General features: G+C 72.6%; 11 protein-coding genes and 1 tRNA gene. 7 read left to right on the top strand and 5 right to left on the bottom strand.

Going from position 1 to position 13,548, the window contains the following annotated elements; all coding sequences use genetic code 11:
• The 3 genes from selB to ACFOGJ_RS29005 all read left to right on the top strand — a co-directional run.
• Positions 1 to 2,064 (top strand): selenocysteine-specific translation elongation factor (gene selB, locus ACFOGJ_RS29015; protein ID WP_379906796.1); only part of this gene is annotated, 2,064 nt, incomplete at its 5' end.
• A gap of 15 nt (positions 2,065 to 2,079) precedes the next feature.
• Positions 2,080 to 2,176, top strand: a tRNA-Sec gene (locus ACFOGJ_RS29010).
• A gap of 72 nt (positions 2,177 to 2,248) precedes the next feature.
• Positions 2,249 to 2,695: a PaaI family thioesterase gene (locus ACFOGJ_RS29005; protein WP_379906795.1), complete on the top strand. Its 447-nt coding sequence runs from the start codon at positions 2,249 to 2,251 to the stop codon at positions 2,693 to 2,695.
• 20 nt (positions 2,696 to 2,715) lie between these two features.
• Here the strand turns inward: ACFOGJ_RS29005 and ACFOGJ_RS29000 are convergent, their stop codons facing one another.
• Both ACFOGJ_RS29000 and ACFOGJ_RS28995 read right to left on the bottom strand, forming a co-directional pair.
• Positions 2,716 to 5,262 carry a CaiB/BaiF CoA-transferase family protein gene (locus ACFOGJ_RS29000; protein ID WP_379906794.1) on the bottom strand — a complete coding sequence of 849 codons (2,547 nt, stop codon included), beginning with the start codon at positions 5,260 to 5,262 and terminating at the stop codon, positions 2,716 to 2,718.
• 211 nt (positions 5,263 to 5,473) lie between these two features.
• Positions 5,474 to 6,472, bottom strand: a complete 999-nt coding sequence (locus tag ACFOGJ_RS28995) for a DUF6635 family protein (RefSeq protein WP_379906793.1) — start codon at positions 6,470 to 6,472, stop codon at positions 5,474 to 5,476.
• A 95-nt stretch (positions 6,473 to 6,567) separates the two neighbouring features.
• On the opposite strand from ACFOGJ_RS28995, the gene ACFOGJ_RS28990 reads away from it, so the two are divergent.
• From ACFOGJ_RS28990 to ACFOGJ_RS28975, 4 genes are all read left to right on the top strand, one after another.
• Positions 6,568 to 7,716 (top strand): acyl-CoA dehydrogenase family protein, encoded by a 1,149-nt coding sequence (locus ACFOGJ_RS28990; RefSeq protein WP_379906792.1) that lies wholly within the window; start codon positions 6,568 to 6,570, stop codon positions 7,714 to 7,716.
• A gap of 109 nt (positions 7,717 to 7,825) precedes the next feature.
• On the top strand, positions 7,826 to 8,065 hold the full coding sequence (locus tag ACFOGJ_RS28985; protein WP_379906791.1) for a hypothetical protein: 240 nt from the start codon (positions 7,826 to 7,828) through the stop codon (positions 8,063 to 8,065).
• 8 nt (positions 8,066 to 8,073) lie between these two features.
• The gene (locus tag ACFOGJ_RS28980) at positions 8,074 to 8,427 is read left to right on the top strand and encodes a type II toxin-antitoxin system RelE/ParE family toxin (protein ID WP_379906790.1); all 354 of its coding nucleotides are present in this window, start codon (positions 8,074 to 8,076) and stop codon (positions 8,425 to 8,427) included.
• Positions 8,424 to 9,425: an LLM class flavin-dependent oxidoreductase gene (locus tag ACFOGJ_RS28975; RefSeq protein ID WP_379906789.1), complete on the top strand. Its 1,002-nt coding sequence runs from the start codon at positions 8,424 to 8,426 to the stop codon at positions 9,423 to 9,425. Before ACFOGJ_RS28980 ends, ACFOGJ_RS28975 begins: the two co-directional genes overlap by 4 nt.
• An 18-nt stretch (positions 9,426 to 9,443) precedes the next feature.
• Here the strand turns inward: ACFOGJ_RS28975 and ACFOGJ_RS28970 are convergent, their stop codons facing one another.
• The 3 genes from ACFOGJ_RS28970 to ACFOGJ_RS28960 are packed head-to-tail and all read right to left on the bottom strand — an operon-like array spanning position 9,444 to position 13,529.
• On the bottom strand, positions 9,444 to 10,961 hold the full coding sequence (locus ACFOGJ_RS28970; protein ID WP_379906788.1) for an FGGY-family carbohydrate kinase: 1,518 nt from the start codon (positions 10,959 to 10,961) through the stop codon (positions 9,444 to 9,446).
• Entirely contained in the window at positions 10,954 to 11,796 is an 843-nt protein-coding gene (locus ACFOGJ_RS28965) for a class I fructose-bisphosphate aldolase (RefSeq protein ID WP_379906786.1), read from the bottom strand. Before ACFOGJ_RS28965 ends, ACFOGJ_RS28970 begins: the two co-directional genes overlap by 8 nt.
• On the bottom strand, positions 11,787 to 13,529 hold the full coding sequence (locus ACFOGJ_RS28960; protein WP_379906785.1) for a glycerol-3-phosphate dehydrogenase/oxidase: 1,743 nt from the start codon (positions 13,527 to 13,529) through the stop codon (positions 11,787 to 11,789). The genes ACFOGJ_RS28965 and ACFOGJ_RS28960 overlap by 10 nt, the downstream gene beginning before the upstream one ends.
• Positions 13,530 to 13,548 lie beyond the last annotated feature (19 nt).

Raw genomic sequence — 13,548 nt, 5'->3', positions numbered from 1 at the left:
CGTCGCGGGCCTGCCGCCCGACAGGCCGGCGCCGGCAAAGGCCAGCCGCGCATGATCGTCGCGACGGCGGGGCATGTGGACCATGGCAAGACGGCGCTGGTGGCGGCGCTGACCGGCACCGACACCGACCGCCTGCCGGAGGAGAAGGCACGCGGCCTGTCGATCGACCTGGGCTTCGCCTATGCCGACCTGCCGGGCGGCGCCCGCATCGGCTTCGTCGACGTGCCCGGGCATGAACGCTTCCTCGGCAACCTGATCGCGGGGCTGGCCGTGATCGACGCGGTGGTGCTGGTGGTCGCCGCGGATGCGGGACCTGAGGCGCAGACCCATGCCCAGCTGGGCCTGCTGGCGCTGCTGGACCTGCCGCCGGCACTGGTGGTGCTGACCAAGGTGGACCGGGTCGATGCGCGCCGCCGCACCGCGGCGGCGGCGGAGGCCGGCGTGGCGATGGCGGCGGCCGGCCTGCCGCCGGCGGAGACATTGCCGTTCTCCGCGGTGACGGGGGAGGGGTGTGACATGCTTGTGGCCCGGCTGGGCGCGATGGCGACGCAGGTGGCGCCGCGCACCGGCCGGTTGTTCCGCCTCTGCGTCGATCGCGCCTTCCTGCGGGCCGGCGCCGGTGCGGTGGTGACGGGCGGGGTCGCTGCGGGGCGGCTGGCAGCGGGCGCGCCGGCGATCCTGAGCCCGGCCGGCGTCACGGTCCGTGCGCGGGAGGTCCGGGCGATGGACCGCCCGGCGGCGGCGGCGGCGGCCGGGCGCCGTTGCGCCGTCGCGCTGGCGGGGCGGGACCTGGACCGCGCCGGCCTGGGCCGGGCGGGCGGCATCGGCCGCGGGCAATGGCTGCTGGATCCCGACCTGCACCGGCCGACGGATCGTCTGGACGTCCTGCTTCGGCCCGCCCCTGATGCAGAGGGGAGAGCCGGCGCCGGGCCGGGCGGTCTGCGCCGCCGCGCCGGTGTGACGGTGCATCTGGGCGCGACCCGGCTGCAGGCGCGGCTGGCGCTGCACGACCTGCCGCCGGCGACCGGCGGCGTGGCGGCACATCTGCGGCTGGACCGCCCTGTTGCGGCGCTGGCCGGCGACCGCCTGCTGCTGCGTGATCCCGCCGACGGCGCCGTGCTGGCGGGCGGCCGGGTGCTGGATCCCTGGCCGCCGCAGCGCGGCATGATGCGCGCGTCGCGCGCTGCCGCTGTCGCGGCGCTGGCCGAGCCGTCGCCCGTGGCGCGTGCCGCGGCGCTGCTGCGCTGCTGTCCGGACGGCATCGACCTGCCGCGCCTGGCGCTGGCGGAGAATGCGGCCGCGCAGGAGATTGCGGCGCGTTTCGCCGTGGCGGGTGCGGTGCTGCTGCCGCCGGCTTCGGGGGCGGATGCGGGCGGCGCCATCGCCATTGCGGCGGATCACTGGGCGGATCTGTGCGCGCTGCTCGTCGGGATCGTGGCGGCGGCCCATGCGGCCAATCCGGAGCAGCAGGGCCTGGGCCGCGCGGCGCTGCTGCGGGAGGGCGCCCGCCGCTGGGCGGCGCGCCATCGCGGCGCGGTCCGGCTGCCGCTGGCCCTGTGCGACGGGGCGGCCGGCGCCCTGTCCGCCGCCGGGCGGCTGGTTGCCGCCGGCGAGACGCTGGCGCTGCCGGGCCATGTCCCCCATCTGCGGCCGGAAGATGCAGCCCTCTGGGAGCGCCTGGCGCCGATGCTGCGGGAGGTGCCGCCGCCGACCCTGCCGGTCCTGGCACGGCGGCTGGGCCTGGCGGCCGGCACGCTGGAGCGGGCAGTGGGCAGGCTGGCCACTTTCGGCCATGTGGTGCGCATCGCCCGCAACCGGGTGGTGGCCGCGGCCGACCTGGACCGCTGGCAGGCGGCACTTGCCGAGCTGGCGCAGCGCGGGCCGTTCGGCATGCGGGCGTTCTGCGATGCCGCCGGCCTGGGGCGCAATTTCGCCGTGGCGCTGCTGGAGCATTTCGACCGGGCCGGGATCACGGTCCGCGGCGATGACGACAGCCGGTCGCTGGCCAAAGGCGACCAGGCCTTGGCCGGCGCGGCGGATTGCCAAGCCGGTGCGGACGGCTAGACTGCGGCAGCCGTCGGAAGAGATCCGTTCCCGGTGGGGCGCGCAGGCTTCAAACCTGTCGGGGGGCGCCGCAGGCGTGTCCGGTGGGTTCGACTCCCACTCTCTTCCGCCATCCCGCCGCCCCTTCTTCCGACACGCCTTGCCTGCCCGCCGGCGGCATTCTCCATGCCAGGACCATCCCGCCATGCCGATCTTCACCACCCGCCTGCTGACCGACGAGCTGCCCGCCGAGCTGCTGGAACATGCGCCGGGCCATGCCGTCCTCGGCTTCACCCTGACCCATGCGCACATGAATGCCGGCCAGTCCTGCCATGGCGGGCTGGTCGCGACGATGCTGGACACGGCGGTGACGGTGGCCGCCTCGATCGGCGAGGATCCGGCGGCACGGCGCTACGGCATCACCCTGTCGATGACGGTCAACTACCTGGCGCCGGCGCGGGTCGGCCCGGTGCGCTGCATCGGCCGCAAGGTCGGCGGCGGCCGCAAGACGGTGTTCACCGAGGGCGAGCTGCGCGACCTGGAGGGCACCCTGCTGGCCACCGCAAGCGCGCCGGTGAAGGTGACCGACTATCCGCAGGACAGTCTGAAGGAGCTGCAGGGCAAGATGGCAGGCGACCCGGCCCGCGGCTGAGCCGCCGCCATCGCCGCGGCTCAGGTCAGGGCGCCTGCGGCGGCCAGTGCCGCGATGCGGTCCGGATCGTAGCCCAGGAAGTCGCGCAGCACCGTCTCGTTGTCGCCGCCGACGGTGGGGGCATGCCGGGCCGGCGCGGCCGGCGTTTCCGACAGCGCGAAGCGGCAGGCCTCCACCGTCATCGGGCCGAGCGGGTGATCCTGCGCCACCCAATGCCCCAGATGCGCAAGCTGCGGGTCCGTCCACAGATCCTCCGACGCGGCAGCGAGATGCGCCGGCACGCCGGCGGCCTGCAGCCGGTCCTGCAGCGCCTCCGCCGCCTGTCCGGCGGTCCAGGCGGCGATCCGTGCCTCCAGCGCCGTCTCCCGCGCCTTGCGTCCTTCCAGGGTGGCGAGTGCCGGATCCTCGGCGGCACCGTCGTCCAGCAGGCCGGCCAGGGCGCGCCAGTCGGCATCGTCGCGGGCGGCCAGCGCGATCCAGCGCGGGCTGCCGTCGGCGGCGGGCAGGCAGGGAAAGACGCCGTGCGGCGCCATATGGGCGTCGCGGTTGGCGGTGGCGCGGGCGATGCGGCCGGTCGCGGCATGATCGGCGAAGGCGGCGGCCAGGAACTGCATCCCGGCCTCCGACTGCGACAGGTCCAGGTGGCAGCCCGCCCCGGTCCGCCGCCGCGCGTCCAGCGCCGCCAGCAGCAGCGCCAGGCCGTAGCGCGGCGCGACATAGTCGGTATAGGGGCCGTAGGGGCCGATCGGCAGGTCGTCCTCCGGCCCGACCAGGTACTGGTAGCCCGCCATCGCCGCGCCGATATTGCCGAAGCCGGCCAGCCTGTTCCACGGCCCGGTCTGCCCCATCAGCGAGGTCGACAGCATGATCAGCGCGGGGTTGCGCGCGCTCAGGCTGTCATAGCCGATGCCCCAGCGGGCCATCTGGCCGGGGGCGAAGGATTCCACAGCGATGTCGGCCCAGGCCGCCATGTCGCGCACCACCGCCTGCGCCTCCGGCTGGCCGAGGTTCAGCGACAGGCCCAGCTTGCCGGCGTTGCAGTTCTCGAACAGGGCGGAGCGGGCCGGGTTGAATTCGCCGTCGGGAAAGGGGCCCATGTTGCGCGCGGTCTCCACCCGGCCGGCGGATTCCACCCGCACCACCGTGGCGCCGGCATCGGCCAGGTTGCGGCCGATCATCGGCCCCGCGACCACCCAGGCCAGGTCGAGCACCTTCAGGCCCGCCAGCGGGCGGCTGTCCGGCACCGCCACGGCGGGGGCGGCCGGCCCGTCGGCCGCGCGCCCGGACCTTTCCGGCGCGGCAGCGGCAAGCCAGTCGGCGCGCACCGCGTCGCCATGCTCGTCGGGCGCCGGGGCCGCCCGCAGCGGGGCGAAGGCGTCCGCCGCGGTCCGCGCGAAAGGGCCGGGCAGGGTGACCCGATGGCCGTCGGCGGCGATCGTGCTGCGGAAGAAGTCGCGGGCGGCGAGATGCCGGCTTTCCGCCAGGTCGGCCACGGTGGCCGCCGGCGCCAGCAGCAGGCGGCGCGCGATCGCCAGCTCCACCGCCTCGTCATGGCCGATGCCCAGCAGGAAGGTCGCCACCTCGGCACGCACTGCCTCCAGATCCGCCTGCGTCACCTCGTCGGCCATCATCCGGTGCTGGATCGTCATCCAGTCCCAGTCGGCGAACCGGTCCGAGAGCGCGCCGCGCTCGCGCATCAGGGCGAAGAAGTTGTTGGTGAAGCGCCCCGCGGCCGGCCCGATCGCCAGGTGCAGTTCCAGCAGCCCGTCCTTCGACGGCCATTTCGAGCGCTGGGTCCGCGCGCCGCTGCCGCTCAGATCGACGCTGCGCTTGCGGCCGGCGGTGTAGTTGGGGCGGATCGAGAAATCGGCATGGCCGATCGCCGGCGCCAGGCTGGCCGACAGGGTGCATTGGGTGGTCGAGCGCTGCACCGAGACGGCGACCTGCTGGCCGCGGCCCGTGCGCAGCCGGGCGGCATGGGCGACCAGCGCGCCGCCGGCGGCATCGGCCGCGGCGTGGTGCCAGGCCTGGGGCACGGAGATCCGCATCGGCGCGCGGTCGCCCAGCGAGGTCGGCAGCAGCGGTCCGCCCGCCGCCCAGAGGGTCAGGTCGGTCGCCGCCCAGCCGGCCTTCGGCCCGGTGAGGCCGAACGGGGTGACCATGACGTGGATCGCCCAGGGATTGGCCGCCGCAATCTCCTCCGGCGTCAGCCGCGCCGGTTCGCCGGGAGCGCGGGATTCGACGATGAAGTCCGCCGCAGCCACCAGGGCAAGCAGGCCCTGGCGATCCTGCGGGTCGAGGACGATGCCGCGCTTGCCGGCGGCGAAGGCCTCCCAGTGCATCGAGCGGCCGTCCGTGTCGAAGGGGCCGATCCGCCGCGCGTCGGAGCCGCCGGGCGGCTCCACCTGCACCACGTCGGCGCCCAGCTGGGCGAGGATGCGCCCGGCGAGCAGGCCGCGATGGTCGGTAAGGTCCAGGACCCGGTAAGGCGCCAGGAAGCCGGACCGGTCGGCCTTGCCCGGCGCGGGGGAGGGGGAGCCGGCGGGCGGCCCTGCGGTTTCGCTCATGTCTGGGTCCGGGAACAGCTTGATGGCGGGCTTTGTGCCTCTGGCCGCAACTATCCCCCGTCCTTGCGCCCGAAGAAAGGGCGGTCGCCGCATCCGACCTTTCGGCACTGCGATTCTGTCGCGCGGATGTGCGGGTGCGGTCGTGGTCGTAAGACATCCGCAACAGTCCGGGGCGCAACAGTCCGGGGCGCATCGGTCCGGGGCCGCCCGTTCAGGTCATCCCGCGCGCCGCGGCCTGGGCCAGGTCCAGAAGGTCGAACAGCCGGGCCAGGTAGCGGGCGCGGGTGGACATGCGCGGCTCCGCCCCGCCCAGGGCCAGGCGATGCGCCGCGACCAGCTTGCGCAGGCGGCGGCGATGGCCGCCGGTCAGGCTCTCCACCGGGTCGGCGACGATGCCGGCGAAGGCGGCCGCGACCGCGAACAGGGCGGTCAGCCAGGCCGCGGTGGCCGCTGTCACCCACCAGGGGGTCTCCACCCCGAACAGGCCGTACCAGACCTGGCCCGCCCCGCTGCCAAGGGGAAAGCCCTGGACGGCCTCCTGCAGGGCGAGGACGTCGGCCAGCGGGCCGGCCATGCCCAGCGCGCCGGGGGCGGCCGCGCCGAACAGCCACCAGCTGACGGCGGTGGAGATCAGCGCCACCGTGATCTCCGCCACGGCGGTCCGGTCGGCCAGGTAGTGGGCGATCAGCCGGTTCACGCGCGCCGCGGCCTCGGGCTCCACATGGGGCTGCGGTGCCGGCAGGCTGCGATTGCCGCCGGCCAGGCGGGGGTCGGCCAGCAATGCCTCGGTCAGGCCGTCGCTGCCGGTCGGCCGGCCGTCCTCGTGCAGCGGCCAGCGCAGCAGTTCGACCCGCAACAGCTGGTCCAGCCGCTGCATCACCGCCGTCGGCAGGACCCAGTGGCGGGCGCACAGCCAGGCGCCGAGGCGGCGCAGGCCGGCGCGTGCGGCGAGCCGGCCCAGCAGGTCGCACACCAGGTTCAGGATGCCCAGCAGGATGTTGATCGGCGCCTTCACCACGTCCCAGCCTGCGGCATGGCGATGAAGCATCAGGCTGCCGACCAGGCCCAACCGCCGCCGGGCGAAGGCGGGAACCCGTTCGGCGCAGCCGTCCAGGTAGCGCTCCAGCGCGGCGGCCGCCAGGTCGAGCGCCAGATCCGCGGGCGGCAGCGGGGCGGCGGGGTCGGTATCCGATGGCGATGGCGCGGTCATGGGCGCGTCCTGGGCGATGCTTGCGCCTGACAGGCAAGCACCGGCATATGGGTGCGAAGGAAACAGGTTGGTTGTGCCGGGGAGGATATCAGGGAATGGCCAGCGAAGAGGCGCCGTGGATGAACGAGGAGCTGCGGCTCCTGCAGGACAGCGCAGCCAGGTTCTTCAGCCGCGAGTTCGCGCCGCAGATGGAGCGCTGGATCGAACAGGGCATGGTCGACCGCGACGCCTGGCGGAAGGCCGGCGCCGCGGGCCTGCTCTGCGCCTCGATCCCGGAGGCCTATGGCGGCGGCGGCGGCGGCTTCGCCCACGAGGCGGTGATCATCCAGCAGCAGGCCCTGGCCGGCGTGGTCGGCTTCGGCAATTCCGTGCATTCCGGCATCGTCGCCCACTACATCCTGGCCTTCGGCACCGAGGAGCAGAAGAAGCACTGGCTGCCGCGCATGGCTTCCGGCGATGCGGTGGCCGCCATCGCGATGTCGGAACCGGGCGCCGGCTCCGACCTGCAGAACATCAAGACGACGGCGCGCAAGGACGGCAACCACTACGTCATCAACGGCCAGAAGACCTTCATCTCCAACGGCCAGACCGCCGACCTGGTGGTGGCGGTCTGCAAGACCGACCCCAGCCTGGGCGCAAAGGGCACCTCGCTGATCCTGGTCGACACCAACGAGGTGGAGGGCTTCCGCCGCGGCCGCAACCTGGCGAAGCTGGGGCAGAAGGCGGCCGACACGTCCGAGCTGTTCTTCGACGACGTGCGGGTGCCGCAGACCAGCCTGCTGGGCCTGGAGGAGGGCAAGGGATTCGTCCAGCTGATGAACCAGCTGCCCTGGGAGCGGCTGATCATCGCCCTGCGGGCCGCCACCCAGATGCAGCATGCGGTGGACCTGACCCTGGACTATGTCCGCGACCGCAAGGCCTTCGGCAAGGCGATCATCGAGTTCCAGAACACCCGCTTCAAGCTGGCCGAATGCGCCTCGATCGCCAAGGTCGCGCGCACCTTCGTGGACGATTGCATGGTGAAGCTGCTGGCCGGCGAACTGGACGGCCGCACCGCCGCGATGGCGAAGTGGTGGGTGACCGACCAGCAGTCCAGGGTCCTGGACGAATGCCTGCAGCTGCATGGCGGCTATGGCTACATGCTGGAATACCCGATCTCCCGCATGTACGCCGACAGCCGGGTCGACCGCATCTATGGCGGCTCCAACGAGATCATGAAGGAGATCATCTCGCGGGGGTTCTGAGGGCGGCCAGGCGGGCAGATGCGTTGACACCTCGCGCGACTGCGGCACTGTCGGCTGCATGCAACCCGGTCGCGGAAGCGGATGGGAGCGGACGACGAAAACGATCCAGGTGTCTGACGAAACGGCAGAGCTTCTGGCCCGTCAGAGCGACATCACAGGCCCGAGCGAAGCGGAGCTGGTGGGGCTCTGGGCGCGCCAGCACGACGATGCACCGGCACATGGCGATGCTGCATTCGAGCGCTGGTTGCGGGACGAGGTGGCCGCCGACCTGGCGCATTTCCTGGCCGATCCGTCGACCGGCATCCCCGCGGATGCCGTCCTGGACCGGATCAGGGGCCGCGACAGCTGAAGCGGGCGGTGGAGGTCTTCTTCACACCGCTTGCGGAGCGGCACCTGGAAAGCCTTCACCGCTATATCGCCGAGAACGGCTTCGGGAGTCGCGCCGACCGCTTTGTCGGTGATCTCATTTCTCATTGCCCGGGCCTGGCGACCTTCCCAATGCGCGGCGTGAGCCGCCAGGATATCGTTCCTGGGCTTTGGATCATCGGCTTTCGCCGGCGGGTCAGCATCGCCTATGCGGTGACGGACGGTGCCATCTACATTGCCGGCATCTACTACGCCGGCCGTAATGTGCCGCCCGGTCCGGTCCGGTCCGGCCTTCCCGCGCAGGGGCACGGGATCAGAAGAAAGAGCAATGATCGGGGAGGATGAGCCGCATGAAAGTCGGCGTGCTGCAGTTCTACAGCTGGCCGGACCGGCGGGTGCCGCTGGCCGAGGTCTATGGCCGCGCGCTGGAGCGGATCGAGGTGATGGACCGCTCCGGCTATGACGCGGTCTGGCTGGCGGAGCATCATTTCTCCGGCTACAGCGTCTGCCCATCGGTGCATATGATGGGCACCCTGGCGGCAGCCCGTACCAGCCGCCTGCGGATCGGCACGGCCGTCTCGCTGGCGGCCTTCTACCACCCGCTGCGGCTGGCGGAGGAGGTGGCGCTGCTGGACCAGATCTCCGGCGGGCGGGTGAACTGGGGCGCCGGCCGCGGCTTCTCCCGCGGCGAGTTCGAGGCCTTCGGCGTGCCGGCGGCAGAGAGCGCGGCCCGCTTCCGCGAGGCGGTGGACGTGGTGCTGCGGGCCTGGACGGAGGAGCGGTTGAGCTATGCCGGCGCCTTCTTCTCCTGCGACGGTGTGGAAGTGCTGCCGAAGCCGCTGCAGGCGCCGCATCCGCCGGTCTGGATGGCGGCGACGTCGGAGCCCGCCATCGACTGGGCGGCGGGGCAGGGCTTCACCATCCTGATGGACCCGCATGCCACCTTCGACGAGCTGGCGGCGAAACGCCGCTTCTACGGCGAGCGGCTGGCGGCATCGGGCCACGACATTGCCGGCCGGGAGATCCCGATGGCGCGGCTGATCGCACTGGCGGAGGACGACGACAAGGCGGAGGCGGTCGCCCGTCGCGGTGCCGCCTGGCTGACCGATTCCTATGCCGGCCCGGGGCACAACACCGTCGAGCTGCAGAAGCGCGACCTTGGCGGCAAGGATCCGACCGACCGCTATGTGGAGCAGGTGATCCTGCACGGCTCGCCGGACCGGGTGGTGGACCGGATCCTGGAACTGAAGGAAACCGTGCCGCTCAGCTATCTGCTCTGTGCGCCGCTGAGCCAGGAGAGCTTCGGCCTTCTGACAGAGAAAGTGCTGCCGCGGATCCTGTGAGGGGGCAAGCGGCGCCGGTCACGCGGTCTGTCGCGCGGCCTCCATCCGCTGCCAGAGGGGCCGCATCGCCTCGGTGAGCATCGCGAAGGTCTGGTAGCGGTCGCCGTAATGGACGGCCATCGCCGGATCGGGGGCGAATGCTGTGCGGGGGCCGGCCATGGCCTGCGCCCCGGCGGCGAGGTCCGGGAACAGGCCGGCGCCGGTGCCGGCGGCGATCGCGGCCCCCAGGGCGCCGGTTTCCGGACGCGCCCCGGTCGTGATCGGGATGCCCAGCACGTCGGCGAACATCTGCGGCCAGACGGTGCTGCGGGCGCCGCCGCCCGACAGCGCGGCGGTGTCGAAGGCGATGCCCGCCTGCCGCAGCACCTCGACATGCCGGCGATGCTCGAAGGCGACGCCTTCGAACAGGGCGCGCAGCAGATGCCCTTCGCCATGCCAGCCCGCGAGCCCGTAGAAGCCGGCGCGCATGAAGGCCCCCTGTCCCGAGCCGTAGAGGAAGGGGTGGAAATAGGGATCGTCCGGTGCCGGCGCGACCGCTTCCACCAGGCGGCCGCAGGCGGCGAAGGGGTCCGGATGATGCGCCCCGCGCTCCACCAGCTCGCGGACATACCATTCCAGGTTGGCGGCGGAGGTGGCGCTGGACTCGATCGCCATGAAGCGGTCGGGGGCGAAGGCGGAGACCATGAACAGAAGCGGGTCGGCGGGCAGGCTGTCGGTGATGACCTGGTTGATGCTCCAGGTGCCGGCGATGATCGACGCCTCACCCGGCGCGGCGATGCCGGAGCCCAGCGCGCTGGCCACCACGTCGAACAGCCCGCCGACCACCGGCGTGCCGGCGGCGAGGCCGGTGGCCGCCGCCGCCTCGGCGGTGACGGTGCCGGCGATCTCCGCCGGGCCGACCAGGTCGGGCAGCAGGGGCAGGGCGTCGGCAAGGCCGTAGCCGGCCATCAGCTCGGCGTCATAGCGGCCCTCCGGCAGCCGCAGGAAGCCGGCGCCGCTCATGTCGGATATGTCGGAGACCCGCCGCCCGGTCAGGCGGAAGGTCACGAAGTCCTTGCAGAGAAAGGCGGTGGCGGCGCGGCCGTAGAGCTCCGGCGCGTGGCGGCGCAGCCAGGCGAGCAGGGTCGGGGTCTGCGACGGCCAGGGTGCCTGGCGGCAGATCTCTTTCAGCCGCCCGCCATTGCCGTCGGCGGCCAGCTCCGCCGCCAGCCCGGCGGCGCGCATGTCGAGCGAGGTGATGGCCGGCAGCGGTTCGCCGGCCCGGTCCAGCAGGTAGAGGCCGTTGCCGTGGCCGGCACAGCCGATCGCGGCGACGGCGCCGGGCGCAGCGCCGCTCCCCTCCAGCACCTCGCGGATCACGGCGGCGGCATTCGCCCAGAGTTCGCCCGCGTCGCGCTCGACATGGCCCGGGGCGGGCGAATGCGCGCTGCCGTCGCGGCGGCTGGCGGCCAGCTGGTTGCCGTCGCGGTCGAACAGCACCGCCTTGATGACGGTGTTGCCGGCGTCGAGGCCGAGCAGGAGGTCGCCGTCAGCCACCCTGGTAGATCTCCCAGGCTTCTTCGCCGGAGGCGCCGCGGTGGATCATCGCCATCAGCGCCGCCACGACCCGCTTCGGATCGTCATGCTGGTAGACGTTGCGGCCATAGACCAGGCCCCGCGCGCCCTGCGCCAGCAGCGCCGCCGACTTGGCCAGCACGGCGCGCAGATCCTCCTTTCCGCCGCCGCGGACCAGGACCGGCACCCGGGCGGCCTCCACCACCCGGTGGAATTCCTCCGGGTCTTCAGTCGGGTCGGCCTTGATGATGTCGGCGCCCATCTCCGCGGCCAGGCGCACCAGGGTGACGATCTTCGCGGTGTCGCCGTCGACCTGGTAGCCGCCGCGCACCTCGTTGGGCAGCATCACCAGCGGTTCGATCATCAGCGGCATGCCGTAGCGGGAACAGGCGGCGCGGGTGGCGGCGATATTGGCGACGCATTGCCGGAACAGGTCCGGTTCGTCGGGCAGCATGAACAGGTTCACCACCACGCAGGCGGCATCCATTTCCAGCGCGCCGATGATCGGCTCGTCGCGGTTCTGCAGTTCCGCCCACATCACCCGGTGGCGGCGGTCGTTGTAGGGATTGCCCATGTCGATGCGCATCACCAGCGCGGGCTTGCCCTTCTCCGGCCGGGACTGCAGCAGGTCGGCCTGGCCGTAGTTCATCTGGATCGCGTCGGGCGCGGCGGCCACCAGCTGGTCGACGACCCCGGCCATGTCCTCCAGGCCCGCCATGAAGCCGGGCTCGTTGCAGACGCCATGGTCGATCGCCACGTCCAGGCAGCGGCCATGGGTGAAGAGGCGGTTCATCCGCGCCTTCGGGCTTATGCGCATTGCAGGTCTCCCGTGATGTTGCGGTCGCGGCCGGCCAGCAGGCCGACGGTCAGTCCATGGTCCCGCTCCAGCATGGCGCGGAACGCGGCCTCCGCTTCCGCCGCCTTTGCCGCCGGCCAGCCCAGTTCCTCGGCCAGGATCGCGGTCGTCTCCGCGATCGCGGCGGAGGAGAGCGCGCCGGTGATCGCCAGCGAGGTGCGGCGCTGCAGCAGGTCGGCATGGCTGCGGGCATGTTCGTGCCGGATCAGGTAGCGCAGTTCGGCCTGGCTGTAGGCGGTGCCGGCGAGCGGCCGGTCCTGTCGGTCGCGGCAGAAGTCGAGGATGCGGCCGGCATGGCTGCCGTAATGGCCGATGACATGGGTCGCACGGGCGGGATCGACGCCGAACTCTGCGACCAGCGCGTCGGTCATTGCCGCCACCGCCGCTTCGTCGGCCGGATAGCCGGCGCCGCCGCCGATCGGCAGGTCGTCGGTGGCGACACGGCGCGGCCGGTCCAGGAGCGCCAGCGCCCGGTCGGCGGCCTGGGCGCCGAAGGCGCGGAAGGTTGTCCACTTGCCGCCGACCAGGCAGAGGATCGGCGGGCTGCCCGGGATCTCCTGCACCACATGGTCGCGGGAGATGCGGCCGGTGAAGCGGGCATCGCTGCGCACCAGCGGCCGCACGCCGCTGTAGCGGTAGACGATCTGCTCCGGTGCGACCGCGATGCCGGGAAAGACGTAGGACAGCGATTTCAGGATATAGGCGACCTCCTCCGGTTCGCAGCGCACCGCGACCGGCCGGTCGACCCGGATGTCCGTGGAGCCCAGCAGGACCCGATCCAGGTAGGGGAAGAGGATGCACACCCGCCCGTCGACATTTTCGAAATAGATCATATGACCGTTCAGGGCGCGCAGCAGGGCGGGATGGTCGAGGATCAGGTGCGAGCCCTTGGTGCCGCCGACCAGCGGGCGGGGGCGGGAGCCCGGCGCGGCGACGGCCAGGTTGGTCTCGTCCGCCCACGCGCCGGTGGCATTGACGATGACGTCGGCCTGCACCGTGAGAGAGGACCCGGTCAGGGAGTCCGCCAGGACGATGCCGGCCCCGTCCCGGCCCAGCGCAGCCATGTGGTTGATCGCCAGGGCGCCGCCATGCGCCTGCGCCGCGTCCTGCAGCAGTTCGATGCCCAGCCGTTCGGGATGGCTGATCCAGGCATCGTGATAGGTGGCCGACCAGCGGATATTCGGCGGCAGGTCGGGCCAGAGCCGCGCCGTCTCCGCCCGGCCGCGGAAGACATGGGGTGGCATGCTGCGCCGCCTGCGCGCCAGGCGGTCGTACAGCCAGAGGCCGGTCTTCACCGCCAGCGCGCCGCGCTCCGCCGGCCGGTTGCGCAGGCCCAGCATGCCAGTCAGGCCGTTGAGCAGGCCGGAGAAGGTGCGCTGGATCGGCACCGTGGTCGGCAGCGGCCGGACCAGATGCGGCGCATTGCGCAGCAGGGCGTCGCGTTCCTGCAGGGATTCGCGGACCAGCGCGAACTCGCCGTTCTCCAGGTAGCGCAGCCCGCCATGGATCATCCGCGACGGTGCGGAACTGCAGGCACCGCAGAAATCGCCGCGGTCGACCAGCAGCACGTCGACCCCCTGCAGCGCCAGCTCACGGAACGCGGAAATGCCGTTGATGCCGCCGCCCACCACGAGCGCCTGCACCTTCGGTTCCGCCGTCAGCGCGGCGAGCATCTCTTCCCGCGTCCTGGCCATGGCTCGCTGCCGCCGGCAG

This window comes from Marinibaculum pumilum (genome assembly GCF_042646425.1).
GTDB classification, from domain to species: Bacteria; Pseudomonadota; Alphaproteobacteria; order Ferrovibrionales; family Ferrovibrionaceae; genus Marinibaculum; species Marinibaculum pumilum.
Note: the sequence above shows the minus strand (reverse complement) of the source record. Positions and strands in the feature narration are given on the sequence as shown.